This window comes from Corynebacterium heidelbergense, assembly GCF_028609845.1.
Taxonomy (GTDB): domain Bacteria; phylum Actinomycetota; class Actinomycetes; order Mycobacteriales; family Mycobacteriaceae; genus Corynebacterium; species Corynebacterium heidelbergense.
In genome coordinates, this window is sequence record NZ_CP063191.1 from 193,489 (window position 1) to 210,072 (window position 16,584).

14 protein-coding genes are annotated in these 16,584 nt (G+C 64.1%); 10 read left to right on the forward strand and 4 right to left on the reverse strand.

Annotated elements, in window-relative coordinates; genetic code table 11:
• Positions 1–4 precede the first annotated feature (4 nt).
• The 3 genes from CHEID_RS00760 to trmB are packed head-to-tail and all read right to left on the reverse strand — an operon-like array spanning position 5 to position 4,090.
• Positions 5–1,066, reverse strand: coding sequence for a lysylphosphatidylglycerol synthase transmembrane domain-containing protein (locus CHEID_RS00760; protein ID WP_112769184.1), 1,062 nt, complete (start codon positions 1,064–1,066; stop codon positions 5–7).
• Positions 1,063–3,348, reverse strand: a complete 2,286-nt coding sequence (locus CHEID_RS00765; RefSeq protein WP_112769183.1) for an MMPL family transporter — start codon at positions 3,346–3,348, stop codon at positions 1,063–1,065. The genes CHEID_RS00760 and CHEID_RS00765 overlap by 4 nt, the downstream gene beginning before the upstream one ends.
• 31 nt (positions 3,349–3,379) lie before the next feature.
• A complete protein-coding gene (gene trmB / locus CHEID_RS00770) occupies positions 3,380–4,090 on the reverse strand; it encodes a tRNA (guanosine(46)-N7)-methyltransferase TrmB (RefSeq protein WP_238599279.1) in 711 nt (236 codons plus the stop codon).
• A 159-nt stretch (positions 4,091–4,249) separates the two neighbouring features.
• On the opposite strand from trmB, the gene CHEID_RS00775 reads away from it, so the two are divergent.
• From CHEID_RS00775 to CHEID_RS00810, 8 genes are all read left to right on the forward strand, one after another.
• Positions 4,250–5,263 (forward strand): hypothetical protein, encoded by a 1,014-nt coding sequence (locus tag CHEID_RS00775; protein WP_273661172.1) that lies wholly within the window; start codon positions 4,250–4,252, stop codon positions 5,261–5,263.
• 118 nt (positions 5,264–5,381) lie between these two features.
• A complete protein-coding gene (locus tag CHEID_RS00780; RefSeq protein WP_112770342.1) occupies positions 5,382–6,071 on the forward strand; it encodes a DUF6802 family protein in 690 nt (229 codons plus the stop codon).
• Between the two features lie 100 nt (positions 6,072–6,171).
• Positions 6,172–7,995, forward strand: a complete 1,824-nt coding sequence (locus CHEID_RS00785; protein ID WP_112770341.1) for a phosphoenolpyruvate carboxykinase (GTP) — start codon at positions 6,172–6,174, stop codon at positions 7,993–7,995.
• Positions 7,996–8,410: 415 nt separating this feature from the next.
• Positions 8,411–9,142 carry an acetolactate decarboxylase gene (gene budA / locus CHEID_RS00790; RefSeq protein ID WP_112770277.1) on the forward strand — a complete coding sequence of 244 codons (732 nt, stop codon included), beginning with the start codon at positions 8,411–8,413 and terminating at the stop codon, positions 9,140–9,142.
• A 7-nt stretch (positions 9,143–9,149) separates the two neighbouring features.
• The gene (locus CHEID_RS00795) at positions 9,150–9,884 is read left to right on the forward strand and encodes a glutamine amidotransferase-related protein (protein WP_112770278.1); all 735 of its coding nucleotides are present in this window, start codon (positions 9,150–9,152) and stop codon (positions 9,882–9,884) included.
• A 95-nt stretch (positions 9,885–9,979) separates the two neighbouring features.
• Entirely contained in the window at positions 9,980–10,678 is a 699-nt protein-coding gene (locus tag CHEID_RS00800; protein WP_112770279.1) for a type 1 glutamine amidotransferase domain-containing protein, read from the forward strand.
• A gap of 265 nt (positions 10,679–10,943) precedes the next feature.
• Positions 10,944–11,369 carry a helix-turn-helix domain-containing protein gene (locus CHEID_RS00805; RefSeq protein WP_112770280.1) on the forward strand — a complete coding sequence of 142 codons (426 nt, stop codon included), beginning with the start codon at positions 10,944–10,946 and terminating at the stop codon, positions 11,367–11,369.
• A 46-nt stretch (positions 11,370–11,415) separates the two neighbouring features.
• Positions 11,416–11,892, forward strand: coding sequence for a PIN domain-containing protein (locus CHEID_RS00810; protein ID WP_238599428.1), 477 nt, complete (start codon positions 11,416–11,418; stop codon positions 11,890–11,892).
• A gap of 286 nt (positions 11,893–12,178) precedes the next feature.
• Here the strand turns inward: CHEID_RS00810 and CHEID_RS00815 are convergent, their stop codons facing one another.
• A complete protein-coding gene (locus CHEID_RS00815; RefSeq protein ID WP_112770281.1) occupies positions 12,179–13,576 on the reverse strand; it encodes a hypothetical protein in 1,398 nt (465 codons plus the stop codon).
• 456 nt (positions 13,577–14,032) lie between these two features.
• Between CHEID_RS00815 and CHEID_RS00820 the strand changes: the two genes are divergently transcribed.
• Positions 14,033–15,508 (forward strand): YeeE/YedE thiosulfate transporter family protein, encoded by a 1,476-nt coding sequence (locus CHEID_RS00820; RefSeq protein WP_112769788.1) that lies wholly within the window; start codon positions 14,033–14,035, stop codon positions 15,506–15,508.
• Positions 15,509–15,697: 189 nt separating this feature from the next.
• The gene (locus CHEID_RS00825; RefSeq protein ID WP_112769789.1) at positions 15,698–16,570 is read left to right on the forward strand and encodes a prenyltransferase; all 873 of its coding nucleotides are present in this window, start codon (positions 15,698–15,700) and stop codon (positions 16,568–16,570) included.
• Positions 16,571–16,584: the final 14 nt, after the last annotated feature.

Consider the following 16,584-nt stretch of genomic DNA (forward strand, 5'->3'; position numbering starts at 1 on the left):
CTCCCTAATTGCTGCTGAGGGTCGTTTTTTCCTTGGGGACGCCACCAACCTCCGCGTTGTCCTCATGCACGCGCGGGGTGGCGAGCTTCGTAGCGAAGAAGACCAGCCAACCAATCGCCACGAGGCCGACGAAGGAGAGCATACGGAAGACGATGACAGCGGCGAATGCCTGGGCGGAGGTCAGCGCGGCGAAGGCCACCAGGGAGCTGGTGAGCGCGAGGTCCACGGGCCCGAGGCCGCCGGGGGTCACCTGGGCTTGCCCCGCGACCTTGGCAGCGATGAAGGACAGCACTACACCCGCGACGGGGGGCTCCCCTCCGATGGACATCACGCAGGCCCATAGGCAGATGATCTCGAAGATCCAATTCCAGAGGGACCAGTTGATAGCCAGGCCCAGGCGGGGTAGAGGCAGGTCCACTGCGGAGAGTTGATCCGCAAAACCGTGCACGGCGGCGGTCCAGCGGTCCTCCGGCCTGCGGCGCCAGCGGTTGATGGCCCGCAACCGGCACAGCAGCCACTGCTCTACGGTCTTGGGGTTGCGTGCACACCAGTTCGTAGCGATGGCTAGCAGAATGAGCACGGCAATAGAGATCGCCAGGGTCACCGGTTTCACCCGCAGCCCCAGGAAATACACCGACCCGAGGGCCAGGATGGCCAAGCCGCCCCCGGATAGCGCACCTGAGATGACCATGTACCAGCTCGCGATTACCGGCGTGGCACCCCACTTAATCTGCTCGCGAAAGATCATCGCGGCGGAGAGTGCGGGCCCACCGGGGAAAGAAGCGGACCAGGCGTTGGCCGCCAGGCCCAACGTGTTCGCCGTCCAGCGGCGAACCTTCACCCCGGCGGAGCGCAGCAGTACCACCATCACCTCCGCCTGTGTGGCCATCGTCAGCGCTTGGGCGATCACTGCGGGAATCAGCCACCGCGGGTCCGCCTGGCGCAATTCCGCCCACCCCTCAGAGATGAAGTGCAGGTGGTTGCGGGCGAAGAAGGCCAGGACGGCGAGGACCGCAAGGGCGAGCGCGATGCGGACGCGACGGCTGCGCAGTGATGGGCGGGTCACTGGTGATGGCGCTCCTCGTCGTAGTCAGGCGCGGGCAAGGCGGCGGGTTCGGGTGCCGGGGGGAGCTCGGGGCGACGCCCCAGCCGCTCCATGAGCTCCTGGAAGGGTACCGCGCCCTCGGTGTGCTCGTGCCGTCCGCCACTGGCGATGGCGACGGGCAGGGTCTCGTTGTGGCCCACCTTTTGGCTGAGGCGGTGGACCCACTGGGGTGCCCACCAGTTGTCTTCCCGCAGGAGGTGCATCACGGCCGGGACTAACAACATGCGAATGATGGTGGCGTCCAGAATAAGGGCAATGACCATCCCGAACGCTATGTATTTCATCATCACAATATTGGAAAAACCGAATGCGCCGCACACCACGATCATGATGAGGGCCGCAGCGGTGATGATGCCGCCAGTGGTCGCCGTGCCGAATCGAATGGACTTATCCGTGCTCAGGCCATGGGCGCGGGCCTCCACCATGCGGGAGACGAGGAAGACCTCGTAGTCCGTGGACAGGCCGAAGATGATCGCCACGATAAGCACCAGCACCGGGCTCATGAGCGGCCCGGCGGTGTACCCGAACAACCCGGAGCCCACCCCATCGACAAACAACAAGGTGAGCATCCCCAAGGTGGCCCCGGCCCCCAGGATGTTCATGATCACGGCCTTCGCCGGGATGATCAGCGAGCCGAAGATGAGGGCCATGAGCACGAAGGACACGGCCACGATGTAGGCGAGCATCCAGGGCAGCTTGTCCACCATGGCCCGCAGGGATTCCACCTCCATGGCCGGGGTGCCCGCGACGAGCACCTGGGTGCCGTCGACACGAATATTCTCCAAGTCGGAGACGACGCGCTCGTAGTCCTTGCGCTCCCCGATGCCGGCGGAAAGCACCGTCACCCCGTCCTTCGTGGGTCGGCTGACCTGGAAGGGGCCCGTAAGGCCGGAGACCTTGTTGGCCTTCTGGTACACCGTGCCCACGGCGCTTTGGCTGCCGGTGATGACCAGCTTGACCGGATCCGTGCGGAACTGGGGGAAGGTCTCGTTGAAGTGCGCCTGGGCCACGCGGGTGGGTTCCTTCGGCGGCAGGTAGGTCTCGTTAATACCGCCGAACTTGATGCCCGCGATGGGCAAGGTCAGCGCAATGAGGCCGGCGACGACGGCGAGGGTGACCAGGCGGGCGTGGCGCATCGCGAAGGTGGGGATCTTGCCCCAGCGGCTGTTCACCACCTCATCCCGGGTGCGCGGGGTGCGCCGCCGCAGGGCCCCCTTGTCGATGTTGGGCCCGAGCAGCGCAAAGATACTGGGCAGTACGGCCACGCTGAGCAGCGCCGCCAGGGCCACGGCGCTCATGGCCCCGAAGGCCACGGACTTGAGGAAGGCCTGCGGGAAGATCAACAACCCAGACAGGGCCACCGCCACCATCGCCGCGGAGAACACCACCGTCTTGCCGGCCGTGGCCGTGGTGTTGCGCACTGCCTGGCGTACGGGCATGTCCTCCGCCATCTCCTCTCGGAACCGGGAGACCATAAACAGCCCGTAGTCGATGGCCAAGCCCAGGCCCAGCAGCGTGACCACGGACTGCGCAAAGACGTTGATCTGGGTGTACTGCGCCAGAATCGCCAGCACGCCCATCGACCCGCCGATGGACAGCACGCCCACCAGCAACGGCATGCAGGCCGCGATGAGCCCGCCGAACACGATGAGCAGCAGCAGCCCCACGGCGGGCAGTGCGAAAATTTCGGCGCGGTGGACGTCCTCCGTCATGCCCTGGTCCAGGCTGTCCGATACGGCGGTGGCGCCCGCAATCTCCACGGTGGCGCCGGGGACGGAAATGCTGCGCAACTCCGGTTCGATGGCCCGGTAGTTGTTCATCACGTCTTCCTTAACTCCGCGCATGCCCAGGGTCGCGAAGGCGGAGGAGCCGTCGGCCGAGGCCATCTGGCGTGGCCCGCCGTCGAAGAAGGACGTCACGGAGGCGATGTTGTCCGGGTGGGCGGCCTGCAGTTCGCGGAGTTGCCGGGTGATGGCGTCCCGAATTCGCGGGTCCATGGCCCCATTGGGCTTGCCGGTGGAGACCAACAGGATCACATCCCCCCGGCTATCACGGCCGAAGGTGTCCTCCTCGATCTGGGCGGCGCGGGTGGATTGGGAGTGCGGGTCGTCCCACCCCTCCTGGCTCATCCGCTGGCCCAACTGGGTGCCGAAGATGGCAAACAGCGCGACGATAGCGGCGATCACCACTATCGGGATTATTTTCCGCCAGCGAAAGGCGATATCGCCCCAAGCACTAAACACTGCTAAATTCGCCTCCTCTCAACATCCTGCCCTATGGGCGCTTTCTCCAAAGGTAGTCCCGAATAATGTGTTCTTTACTCAGGCCCTTGCCTTCGAATTTGGTGAGGACCTGCCGGTCCGTCAGCTGCGGCACCTCCGCCGGCCAGCCGAGGTACTCCAGTTGGGGTTCGCTGGCCACGAGCCCGTCGATCCATTCGGCGTAGTCCGCGTGATCCGTGGCGACGTGAAGCACGCCGCCGGGGCGCAGGCGGGTGGCGATGAGGTGCAGGGTCCCAGTTTGGATGATGCGGCGCTTGTGGTGGCGCGCTTTGGGCCAGGGATCCGGGAAGAAGATGCGCACCCCCGCCAGCGAGTTCGGCGCGAACATGCGGGCCAGAACCTCCACCCCATCGCCTTTGATCATCCGGATGTTAGTGATGCCCCCGCGCACCACCGCGCCGAGGAGCTTGGCCAGGCCCGGGCGGTAGATTTCCACAGCGACAACATTTTTCTCCGCCTCCAGGGGTGCCATGGCAGCGGTGGAGGTGCCGGTGCCGGAGCCGATTTCCACGATGGTGTCGGCTTCGCGCCCAAACCATTCTTGGAGGTCAACGACGCAGTCTTCGGTCTCGGGGAGGTCTGTGCCCAGGTGTGGCCAGTGCTCCTCCCACAGTCGCTGCTGGTTTTCGGTGAGGGTTCCGCGGCGGAAACTGAACCGACCCAGTCGCGGATAGTCGCGTCCGTCGTTAAACTTTGTTTGCAGTGGGCGCCCCGGGGGAGTGGCCGCCGAGTCTGCGGGGGGTTCCGCCGATGGGCTACCGGGGGTGGCGCTGTCAGTCGGCTCCGCTGGCTGGCCGCCGGGGGTAACGCCGTTGTCACTGTGATCCTTCACAGTGACTCATTGTGACATGGGGGAGTACAGGTGAAGACAATTGCCGTGATCGGGCCGGACGCCCATCTCGTGGAGAACATCGCCGCGCGCCTGGTGCGGTGCCGGGCGCTAGCCGGTGGGGGGCCGAAGGATCGGCCGGACGGGGTGGTCGCCGTCGCGCCAGGGTGGGAGGAGTCCGCGGGGGAGATCGTCTCGGCCGTGGTGGGCAACCAGGGCGGGGTGCTGGTGTACACGCCGGGGGAGTGGCCGGCCGGCCCGGGGGTGCATGTGTGCCCCGTGGAGCGCGACTTCCTCGACGAGGGCGACCTGGAGCAGTTGCAGGGCTGGGTGGATGAGCTGTGGGTCGATCGGGTGGCCTGGCAGGCCGGGGCCGCGCGGGCCGATGTGGAGCGCGCGGAGCGGGTGAAGATTTGGGTGCGGTTGCAGGCGCAGAGGGTGGCGTCCCAAATCATCGGAACGCCGCAATTGAACACGCCGACAGATGACGAACCAGCGCCGGAACGGCAGGCCGCGGGGTGGTCGGCGGGGGACGTGAGCAGCCATCGGGGCCGTGGTGAGGGGGATGCCGATGATGGGGTGGGGACGCCAATCCCTCGCGACACCCGAGAGTATGTCCATTGGGCCCATGAGCGATTCGTGTCCCGGATGAGGATTGCCGTGCTGCGGCAGGGAGTGTTGTTCCCGCATGTGGACGTGACTCCGCCGGACGTGGCGGGGATAGGGGAGCCGGGTGCTGGCGTTTCTGGGCGGGCCGGGGCGGCGCTGGTAGGGGCCGTGGGTGCGGTCGCGCTGGGGCTGGGAGTGGGACTCGGGGTCGGGCGCGTGCTTGGGGCGCCTGTGCCGGGGCTGGTGCTGGGGGTGATGCTGGGGCTGGCGGTCGTGGTGCTCCGCGGGCGCATGAGCAAGCGCGGGGCGGCGGAGGTTCACCGGGAGCGGGTGCATCGGGTTCTGCGGGAGCACTGGGCCGTGCTAGCGGGGGAGATCGTGGCGCGCATGCAGATTCCGCGCGTTGCGGCCGGGGATGTGGCGGAGGTGAGGCGTTAGTGCGGGGTGAGCGGGCGGTGACGGGTGACCACGACGGACAACGGGTGAGTGGGCGGTGACGGGTGACCACGACGGGCAACGAGTGAGCGGGAGATAACGGGGAGGAAGGCAAGACGTGATGGATGAGGCAATCGGGCTGGGTGGAGATTGGTGGGACGATCCGAGTGCTGGGCTTGGTTGTGCCGGGTTTGGCGGTGGCGCAGATTTCGGTGGGGATTTCGGTGGGGCAGGGGGTTTCGGTGAGGGCGTCCCTGATCTGCTGGACAAGATCGCCGGGCTCGCTGGGGAACGGCTGGAGATTGCCGACGGCAGCAGCGGAGGGCTCCTGTTCACGGTGGGCGGAGTGGAGTATCAGATCAGCGACTCCGCAGATGGGCAGACGGCGACTTTCGCCGACGACCGGGGCATAACAATCCTCAGCGACCTCGACGGCGATGGAAGGGTGGACTATGTATCCGATGTCACATTCGAGGGGCAGTGGAGCGCCTGGCGGTGGTCAGAGGGCCCCGAGGGTGGCCCGCACGATACCCCGCAGGATGAGTCGGCCCGGGGGTCCCGGCTAGGGTCCTGGGGCTCTCCGGATGCGTGGACTCGCCGCGTGAGCACTCACGATGAGCCCCCCGCCTCCCCCCAGTTGAGGTCCGGCCAGGAGGGCCAGGGGCAGCAGAGGGAGGCCCCCGGGGGCTTTCACCGCGACCCGGCTGGGGATGAGCTGGAGAACCCGGAGGGGGCTGGCGGCTCGGGTTCGGGGCAACACAGCTGGCAGGGGGACCTTTGGGAGTGTGTGGAAAGCGGCAGGTGGGGCTAATCTGAAACTGCTACTTAAAGCTTGTTCCCCATCACTGCTAACCGGGGCTAAAACCGTTTAGGGTGGGGATAAGAGTTACCCAACAGTGAGGGAGATTTAGATGACCATCCGAGGGCTTGTTGGCGAAACACCGACCGACAACCAAAACCTGCTCGAGTGGATTAGCGAGTCCGTGGAACTGTTCCAACCGGACTCCGTGGTCTTCTGCGACGGCTCCGACGAAGAGTGGGAGCGCCTGGCCGATCAACTGGTCGAGGCCGGCACCCTCGTCAAGCTCAACGAGGAGACCCAGCCAAACTCCTTCCTGGCCCGCAGTAACCCGGCCGATGTGGCCCGTGTGGAATCCCGCACCTTCATCTGTTCCAAGAGCGAAGAAGATGCCGGCCCCACGAACAACTGGATGGACCCGGAGAAGATGCGCGCCGAAATGCGTGAACATTTCTCCGGGTCTATGCGTGGGCGGACCATGTACGTGGTCCCCTTCTGCATGGGGCCCATTACGGATCCGGATCCGAAGCTGGGTGTGGAGCTCACGGACTCCCCCTACGTGGTCATGTCCATGCGCATCATGACCCGCATGGGTAAGGAAGCCCTGGACAAGATCGGCAAGGACGGCGAGTTTGTCCACGGCTGGCACTCCGTCGGAGCTCCGCTGGAGCCCGGGCAAGAGGACGTCCCCTGGCCCTGCAATGACACGAAGTACATCACCCACTTCCCCGAGGATCGGGAGATCTGGTCCTACGGCTCCGGGTACGGTGGCAACGCCATCCTGGCGAAGAAGTGCTACGCGCTGCGCATCGCTTCCGTCATGGCCCGTGACGAGGGCTGGATGGCCGAGCACATGCTGATCCTCAAGCTGGTCAGCCCGGAGAAGAAGCCCTACTACATCTGCGCTGCCTTCCCCTCCGCCTGCGGCAAGACCAACCTGGCCATGATCCAGCCCACCATCGAGGGGTGGACGGCGGAGGTCGTCGGCGACGACATCGCCTGGCTCAAGTTCGGTGAGGACGGCCGCCTGTACGCCGTGAACCCGGAGAACGGCTTCTTCGGCGTAGCACCCGGCACCAACTACAGCTCCAACCCCGTTGCCATGCGCACCATGGAGCCGGGCAACACGCTGTACACTAACGTTGGCTACACGGACGATGGCGGCGTGTGGTGGGAAGGCCTGGAGAACAAGCCGGATCACCTCATCGACTGGCTGGGCAACGAGTGGACCCCGGACTCCGACGCGAAGTCCTCCCACCCCAACTCCCGCTACTGCTCCCCGATCGCGCAGTGCCCCGCCGCCGCCCCCGAGTTCAACGACCCGAAGGGCGTGCCGGTCTCCGCGATCTTGTTCGGTGGACGCCGTCCCGACACGGTGCCGCTGGTTACGCAGGCGCACGACTGGAACCACGCCACCTTTATCGGCGCGACGCTGTCCTCCGGCCAGACCGCAGCCGCTGCGGAGGCCGCCGTGGGTTCCTTGCGCCACGACCCGATGGCCATGCTCCCCTTCATCGGTTACAACGCCGGCGATTACTTGCAGCACTGGATTGACATGGGCCGCAAGGGTGGCGACAAGATGCCGGCCGTCTTCCTGGTCAACTGGTTCCGGCGCGGCGAGGACGGGCGCTTCCTGTGGCCCGGGTTCGGCGAGAACTCGCGCGTGCTGAAGTGGATCGTCGACCGCATCGAGGGCAAGGTAGAGGCCGACGAAACCGTCGTGGGCCACACCGCCCGCTTTGAGGATCTCGAGACCGATGGTCTGAAGGAGACCGAGGACGACATCCGCGAGGCCCTGTCCACCAACCCCGCTGATTGGAAGCGGGACCTCGCCGACAACGAGGAGTGGCTGAAGTTCCTCGGCCCCAAGGTGCCCCAGGAAGTGTGGGATGAGTTCAACGCACTGAAGGAGCGCGTCGAGGCCGCGACCGCGTAGGGCGGTGACCGGGCCTGGCGGTGACCGGGCCCGGTGACGGTGCTTGGCGGTGACTGCGTAGGGCGGTGAACGCGCCGGGCGGTGACGGCGCCCCGCTAGAAAGCCCCGCTTTGAGCGGGGCTTTTTGCGTGCCCGCAGCAACTTTCCGGGTGCTGCGATGGTGGACTGGCCGTACTCCGATTGTTCCGGGGGTTGGAGCGCGGGGTGGGTGGGGTGGTCGGGTAGCGCGGTGCGGTCAGTGGGGTCGGTGGGGGGCTGATAGCGCGGTGAGGCCTGGGTGGGGCTGGGTTCTTACCGGTTGGCTGCGGAGGTGCTGGTGGCGGGATGGCGGCGGTTTTCGGCACAAAAGCGGTAAAAACGGTGGCTGCGGTTATGCTGCCGGACCCCGGCGAAAAATTGCGCAACAATGGGCCCCATGACCAAACAACCGGTAACCCGGCACACCATCTTCCAGTACTCCCTCATGTCCGCCCTCCTGGACGGCATTTACGACGGTGAGCTCAGCGTCAACGAGTTGCTAGGGAAAGGCAACTTCGGCATCGGCACGTTCGACGCGCTCGACGGCGAGATGGTCATCCTTGATGGTGAGTGTTTCCGCCTCGACCACACCGGCCGAGCCTCCCGCCCAGACCTCGACAAATGCACTCCCTTCGCCGTGGCCACGAATTTTGTACCCCGCCTCCACCGCAACGCCCCGGTAAACACGACGCGCGAGGCCCTGTCGGAGGTCATCGACGAGATGCTCCCTTCCTCTAATTACATGTACGCCCTCAAAATCACCGGACGATTCTCCAGCGTGCGCACACGGACGGTGGTGAAGCAGGAGCGGCCTTACCGGCCGATGGCGGAGGTGACCGAAGATGATACCGAGCACACATTCGAGAACATTGAGGGCGTGGTGATGGGCTTCCGTACTCCCATCTACGAAAAGGGGATTGGCGTCCCCGGTTGTCACGCGCACTTCCTCGATAAGAAACGCGAGCTCGGTGGCCATGTTCTGGACTTCACGATTGCTGAGGGAACGATCGAGTTATGCGTCGGAACAGATCTGGAGCTCCGGTTACCGCTGACCGGTGAATTTGCCGGAGCGGATTTGGATCCGGACGACCTGGATGAGCAGATCCAAAAGACCGAGGTTAAGGAGTAAGCCCACCGTGCATGTGCATTTCGTTACTCACATGGAATTCGAGCTACCCGGCGCTATTCAGACATGGGCGGCATCCCGGGGGCATAGCATGACGTTCAGCCGCGTTTTCGCGGAGGAACCCCTGCCGCAGGAACGTGATATCGAGGGCATCAACATGCTCGTAGTTATGGGTGGCCCGCAATCTCCATCGACAACGAAAGCAGAGTATCCGTTCTTCGATTCTCCGGCGGAGCAAGAGCTCATGGCACAATGCGTGCGGGCAGGGAAAAAGGTGTTGGGTGTGTGCCTCGGCGCGCAATTGTTGGGGGAAGCGCTCGGAGGGAAAACGGAGCGTAGCCCGCACAAGGAAATTGGCTGTTTTCCGATTAGCCTGACTGAACCCGGCCGGGTGGATCCAATGGTTGCGCATTTTGGAGAGAAGCTGACGGTGGCGCACTGGCACGGGGACATGGTCGGTCTGCCGGAGGGTGCCGTTGTGCTGGCCGGAAGCGAGGGCTGCCCCCGTCAGATCGTGCGTTTTGCACCGCATGCCTATGGTCTGCAGTGCCACATGGAGTTCACCCGGGACCTCGTGGGCCTCATGACGGATGCGGACGAAAACGAACTCCGGGAGGGTGCTGACCTGCCGTTTGTGCAGAGCGCAGAGGAGCTGCACGCTTACGACTACTCCGAGATGAACGCCGCCCTGGAGGGCTTCCTGGACCGATTTGCCGCCGCCAACGGGGCCGAGGAGTTGCTCTGATTGGCGAACAAGATCTGCTGACCGGGAATGTGTCCGGCGCACTGGCGTTGCACGCTGTGTACGTCACCAGTTTCCCCAAGGAGTGAGCACCCCCAATGAGCAAGGTTCTATTTGTTGTTTCTGCTGCAAACGTGTGGACGTTGAAGGACGGTTCGGAATATCCCACCGGTTACTGGGGTGAGGAGCTAGCGGTCCCGCACCGTTTGTTCCGCGAGGCTGGGTGGGATATCACTATCGCTACCCCGGGTGCTGTCGCCCCGACTTTGGACGAAACGAGCATGGGTATTGCGGGTGGTCTGCCGAAGAAGCGGAAGGAAATTCGCGAATACCTGGATTCCATTCAGGTCGAGTTGGACAGCCCCGTGGATTTGGCAGATGTGAATGCGGATGATTTTGATGTTGTTTTCTATCCCGGTGGGCACGGTCCGATGGAGGATTTGTCTCAGGACGCCACCTCCGGCGCGCTCCTGGCGCGCCGCGTAGAGACGAACAAGCCCGTGGGCCTGCTGTGCCATGCCCCGGCGGCGATTCTCGCGGCGAAGAAGGAGGACGGCACCAACGTATTCGCCGGCCGTAGGATGACGGGCTTCTCCAACTTGGAGGAGAAGGCCAACAAGGCCTCCGCCAAAGCGAAGTGGCTGCTAGAGGATGAAATGAAGGCCGCCGGAGTGGACTACAGCTCTGGTGTACCGATGATGAGCCATGTTGTGGAAGATGGCTCGGTTTTCACGGGGCAGAATCCCGCGTCTTCGGAGAAGCTAGCGAAGCGGCTCATTGAGGTTGCCGGAAACTAGGTAACTGAGGTTGCCGGAAACTAGGTAACCCCGTGAGCCGGGTCCCCTGGGGCTCGGGGCCCGCGCAGATCTACTAGAGGTCGGCGACCAAGGGTAGGCCTCGGGAGCTGGACAGGGCAGGGAAGCGGTAGCTGGCACGGGTTTGAGGCAGGCCTACGGCGCTCTCGGCCGCCAACGGTTGCACTTGTAAGTGAAGCGCTGTACGCTTTGACTCGCCAGGGGGAGCTACGCCCGCTTGGCCACGAGTGGCGGAAGGAGCCGGATTATGAACATTCAAACCGGGAACAAGACCATTCTGTTCACTGTCCAAGAGCAAGAAGCAGCCGCCCGCTACATTTCCACCGCAGGTGACCAGCTCTCTAATCTGCAAACCCCGGAAGCCGGACAGCTCCCAGAGGAGCTCAGAGCTGTCGTAATCAATGTTCTAGAAGCCATCCAGCAGGGATCGGCCATCACGGTTTCGTCCGTTCCCAGGGAGGTAACCACTACGACGGCTGCCTCGATGCTGGGTATGAGTCGTCCGACTCTAATGAAGCATGTACGCAATGGGCGGATAGCTGCTCACATGGTGGGTAGCCATCACCGCCTGCTCACAGACGACGTCTTGAAGTTTCAGGCAGAGTTGAAGGAAGAGAAGCGACGGGCGGTCTTCGGGTTGATGGATCTGGAACGCGAGCTAGGCGAAGCTTAAGGTCGGTGCGCGCGACTGGGGCGAACGGCTGCGTTAATCTAAGCGCATGGTGAAGCGCCAGGGGGCTGTAATACTTCCGGACTCCAACGTTTGGGCGTCCGCTACGCTACACAGTTGGTTTGGGTTGATTGCTGCCGAAAGTCTGGGTACGTGGTCGTTTCTTTGGACAGAGGATATCGTGGCGGAGGCGGTTCGAGCTCGGCGTAGGAGGTTCCCCAAATCATCCAGCAGGCAAATGGAAGCCGTCAGAGATCGCCTCGTTGAAGCTTTGGGCTCTGATTCCAGAATCTCCAATTTTCCCCACGACGCCACTGTTGTATACACGGATCCTGACGACGCTCACGTGCACTCGGCTGCGGTCTACGCAGAAGTCGATTACCTTGTGACGGGAAATATCAAACATTTCAGAAATTTGTACCAAAATCCGGGCCGCTGTCCATACGATTTGATGACTCCAGATGAGTGGCTCTGTCTAGCTGCCCAATCTGCTCCCGGTCTCATCGACCGGGTCATTTTGCAATAAGATGTTTACCACCGTAAAGTTACTAAGAGGTTCAATTTGCCAGAGAAATTGGCTAATGCGGGTTGTCCGGATTTTGTCGACTATGTCGCAGTTAGGCTTCAACGGTTGATTTGACCTTCCTCATTCATCACGCAAGCCGCCCTTTTCATCGAGAGTAGTTAGACCTCTTTGTGTCAACCCAGCGCCGTGGGAATTGCGGGCATCGCCGGAGGCGTATCAGGGGCAATTCGGATCAGCGCACCGAGGTGAGATCAAGCTAGGGGGGTTAGGGGCGGGGGCACCGTGACTAGTAGTTGAGTGCATCGATGCGGTCGACCGCGCGAGAGCGGGCCGATCGCAACGTCGCGTAGTCCACAAGGTTGTTGCAGGACAGCGTGTAGTTCCTACTGGAAGCGGGCACCAGTGCCTGGTCTAGCAGCATGAGCCGCACCTCATCCTTGAGTTCGGGCGGGGCAACCGCCGTCAGCGCGGCCAACCACTCCTCCATCTTCCGCACGATGACAAGCGGGGGGTTTCCGGCCGTGGCCACCAGAACTTCTAACACCGACTCCGCCGTCACCCGCACAGACGGGGGAAGGTCCTGCGGAACCCGCGCTTTTCGGACCGCGTCTACTGCCACCCGCGGCAGCCCAGCAGCACTCTTCGTCCGCCAGGGGTACAGCTCCATCCGCAGAACGTGATCCGCCGTGAGGCCGGGGCCGTTGGGGGTTGAGGGGCGGTTGGTGAGGCGAAAGGTGTTGGCGTCGAAAAGACAATCACGATGCCACGTTTCCACGTACCGGTGCCGCAATTCCCAAGACGGCACAACATGTGGATCAGAATGGTCTTGGATAAGCATCCGGTATTGCTGATCGCATAGGTCTATGGCCTCGGCTAGGCCAATGATCTCACGGGGGAACTCGTCGTAGATACTGTGGTATTGCGGGGTATGTAACTCGTTGCGTAGGCGGTTTGCGCATTCGTTAACTTGCGCGATAACAGAACCAAAGCTTCTGTGGATGATAATTGCTCGTCGCAACCATTCGGAGATGGGTTGGGCTCGCGTTAGGGGGCGGACGCGCGAACCATTGCTGGCCGAATTGCGAGAAGCCGTGCCCTGGACGGTCGCATTGATACCGAGCCAGAGGATCCGAGTTTGGTGCAAGGGCACCGGGGGTCGGTCGAAGAATTGCGGGGTGATCCGGTCGATGAGGGTGAGGGGAGTGGGGGCGTCCGGAGGCTGCGGGCGGGTGCGGCTTGGTGCGGGAATGTCCCCGGCCAGCGGCCCCGGGAAAGCTCGGCCGCCCAGGGTGAGTCGGCCGTGTTGGTCCACCTCGGGGAGGTGGCCGCGATCGGTGAACCACTGGGCGTCGAGTGGGTGGATGACTGCGGTGGGGTCTAGGGGAAAAGTGGTGGGACCCTCGGAGTTTGGTGCGCTGTCGGCATCGTCGCCGGTTGTGGGAAGGCAGCGGAAGATGTCCTCGGCGCGAACGTGGGGGCCGAGCCCAGCCAGCGGGTGCGCGGGCGACGGGCCGGTGCGTGGGGGGTGTGCGGGCGACGGGCCGCCGGTCGAGGGGTGTGCGGGCGACGGGCCGTCGGTCGAGGGGTGCGCGTCACCGGAAAAGGCGCCGGTGAGAGTCCAGAATTCCCGGAGTTGCTGGAAAGGGCCCGTGGTGCTCGCGCGGCCCGAGGTGTCGTTTCGCATGTGCCTCGCCAGTGTAGTGATTCCGCTAAGGCGAGGATCCCGCCGACGCCGGGGATGTGCCGGATAGGCGGCAGAGACGCGGCCGCAGGGGAGAGGGAGGTGAGGGGAGAGGGGGCAGAGGAGTGAGGCCGGGCGGCCCGCGAATGCCGAATGCAGACAGATCGGTCTACTGCGACCAGGCATTTCTCTCCGATTCCGCTGTTTTATTTGTCAGCAGGAATAGAAGACCGTAGCTTGGGCCTTCCAGGTAGACAGATCGGTTCACGGTGCTTCTCACGATAGTTGCCCCGTCCAACCCGCCAGTCACCTTCCATCCAGCTCACCCTCCAACCCGCCAGACACCGTCCAACCCGCAACCCGCTCACCCGTCTCCCCACTCACCCACGCCCAACCCGCCAGTCCCCGTGTAACCCCCAACCCACCCCCACTCCACGAGAAAGGCCCCACACCCCCGCCATGATCCTCACCGGCCTCATCCTCGGCGCCGCCCTCGGCTTCGTCATGCAGCGCGGCCGCTTCTGCGTCACCGGCATGATCCGGGACATCTTCACCCTGCGCTCCTGGCGCGGCTTCACGGCCCTGCTCATCGTCATTGCCGTCCACGCTCTCGGCCTCGCGCTGCTCACCTCCACGGGTGTCATCGCCCCCTCCGTCAAGCCCTTCGCCCCTATCGGCGTGGTCCTCGGCAGCTTCGTCTTCGGCCTGGGCATCGTCCTGGCGGGCGGCTGCGCCTCCGGGACGTGGTACCGCTCCGCCGAGGGCTTGGTCGGTAGCTGGATCGCCCTGCTCATGTACGGCCTGTCCGCCGCCGCGATGAAGTACGGCGCCCTATCCTGGCTGCAGAAAGACCTGACCAGTTACCGCTGGAACGTCACGACCCTCCCGGCCCTGCTGAACGTCTCCGCCTGGGTCTTCGCCGTCCCGCTCGCCCTCGGCGCCACCGCCGCGGCGATCCACTACCTGCGCGACGAAGCCTCCCGGCCCGCAGTCGCCCAGTTCACGCCACGCAAATCCGGCATCGCCCACCTGCTTACGGAACGCCCCTGGCACTTTTACCCCACGGCCGTCATCATCGGCGTGCTGGGAACTCTCGCGTGGCCGCTGTCGGCGGCGTCCGGAAGAAACGCGGGCCTGGGAATCACCACACCCAGCGCGGATCTGACCACCTTCCTCACCACCGGCAACACCGCCCGAATCAACTGGGGCGTGATGCTCGTGCTCGGGCTGCTGATCGGGGCGTTTGCCGCGGCGAAGGCCTCCGGCGAGTTCCGGGTGCGCGTGCCCTCGGGTACGCAGGCGGTGCGCAGCGTCGTGGGCGGGGTGTTCATGGGCGTGGGTGCCTCCCTGGCCGGCGGCTGCACGGTGGGCAACGGCATGGTGGAGACCGCCCTGTTCAGCTTCCAGGGGTGGGTGGCCCTCGCCGCCATCGCCGCGGGGGTATGGGTGGCCGCCAAGCTGTGGCTGAAGCCGCAGGGTGCGCAAGGGTCGCTTGTGGCGTCCCCCGGCCCTTCTTCCCTTTCGGACGCCACCCCCACCCAGCGCACCACCGAGGATCTCCTCGGCGGGATTCAGGTGGCACCGGCTGGACTGCTGGGAGGCTCCGGCGGCGTAGGATTGCTGAGTGACAAGCGAGCCCCCGCCGCGCACACCGCGCAGACCCCGCGCGCCCTCGGAAGCACCCCGGAGGGCCGGCGCCAGTTCACGCTGGACACGCTCGGCGCGGTGTGCCCCTTCCCCCTCATCGAAGCGAAAACCGCGATGCAGCAGCTCCGCGACGGCGACGAGCTGGTCATCAACTTCGACTGCACGCAGGCCACGGACGCCATTCCCCGCTGGGCCGCCGAAGACGGCCACGCCGTGCGCAACTTCGAGGCCACCGGGAATGCCGCCGGGTGGACGATCACGCTGGAGAAGGCCGGGGCCGCCCAGTAGGGGGCGCCGACTAGGAGGCGCAGCGGCCACGCTGTAAAGGCCCAGCGGCTGCCCGCCGCATTTCCCCACACCGGCCGCGGCCCGCCCGGTAAGCTGAAGCCTGCTGTTGTGCTCTGTCAAGGATGCGGCAAATTTCCCGCAGGGCGGACGAGACTCATTGCCTCCGTGGCGGAAGGATTATTTACGCACATGACGGGGAAACGTTCCACCCTTCCCATGCTGTTCAGCGTCTCGCGGCCGCTATCGTGGGTTAACACGGCGTATCCATTTGGTGTGGCTTACGCCTTGGTCACGCGGGAAGTGAGCTGGACCCTCATCCTGGGCACTCTCTTCTTCCTCATCCCCTATAACCTGGCGATGTATGGCATCAACGATGTCTTCGACTATGAATCGGACTTAGTGAACCCCCGAAAAGGGGGAGTGGAGGGTGCGGTCGCGCCTCCGGATAATCACCGGACAATCCTTATCGCCTCCGCCGTAGCCACCATTCCCTTCCTCGTCTACTTAGTGGCGGTTGGGAATCTCAGCGCGAACCTGGTTCTGGCGTTCAGCGTGTTCGCGGTCATCGCGTATTCCGCCAAGGGCCTGAGGTTCAAGGAAATCCCCTTTGTGGATTCCGCGACGTCCGCCGTTCACTTCGTGTCCCCGATGGTCTACGCGTTGGTGCTCGCGGATGTGCACTGGTCTGCGCAGCTCGTGGCTGTGTGCGCTGCCTTCTTCTGCTGGTCCATGGCCTCCCAGGCCTTCGGGGCTGTGCAGGATGTGGTGGCGGATCGGGCAGGTGGGCTGCGCTCCATCGCCACCCAAACGAGTGCCGCCTTCACCACGAAATTCTCCGTGGTGATGTATGTACTCAGCGCTGTTTTGCTGTTGCTGTCCCTGCCCTCTGCCCGGATTGTCGCCATTCTCCTGGTGCCCTATATCGCCAACATAGCGCCCTATTGGAATGTGGCGGAGCGAAATGCCGAATCCGCCAACCGAGCATGGCGTCGTTTCTTGTGGCTCAATTACGTCACCGGTGCCCTCATTTCCATGTACATCATCGCCCTGCAGGTCTTTTAGGGGCGAGGCGGAAT

Bases quoted from the DNA above. Each gene is read 5' to 3' on its own strand.
- CHEID_RS00820 (WP_112769788.1), top strand. From the start codon at position 14,033: ATGATCCTCACCGGCCTCATCCTCGGCGCCGCCCTCGGCTTCGTCATG.
- budA (WP_112770277.1), top strand. From the start codon at position 8,411: ATGACCAAACAACCGGTAACCCGGCACACCATCTTCCAGTACTCCCTC.
- CHEID_RS00800 (WP_112770279.1), top strand. From the start codon at position 9,980: ATGAGCAAGGTTCTATTTGTTGTTTCTGCTGCAAACGTGTGGACGTTG.
- CHEID_RS00815 (WP_112770281.1), bottom strand. From the start codon at position 13,576: ATGCGAAACGACACCTCGGGCCGCGCGAGCACCACGGGCCCTTTCCAG.
- CHEID_RS00785 (WP_112770341.1), top strand. From the start codon at position 6,172: ATGACCATCCGAGGGCTTGTTGGCGAAACACCGACCGACAACCAAAAC.
- CHEID_RS00825 (WP_112769789.1), top strand. From the start codon at position 15,698: ATGACGGGGAAACGTTCCACCCTTCCCATGCTGTTCAGCGTCTCGCGG.
- CHEID_RS00805 (WP_112770280.1), top strand. From the start codon at position 10,944: ATGAACATTCAAACCGGGAACAAGACCATTCTGTTCACTGTCCAAGAG.
- CHEID_RS00780 (WP_112770342.1), top strand. From the start codon at position 5,382: ATGGATGAGGCAATCGGGCTGGGTGGAGATTGGTGGGACGATCCGAGT.
- CHEID_RS00810 (WP_238599428.1), top strand. From the start codon at position 11,416: ATGGTGAAGCGCCAGGGGGCTGTAATACTTCCGGACTCCAACGTTTGG.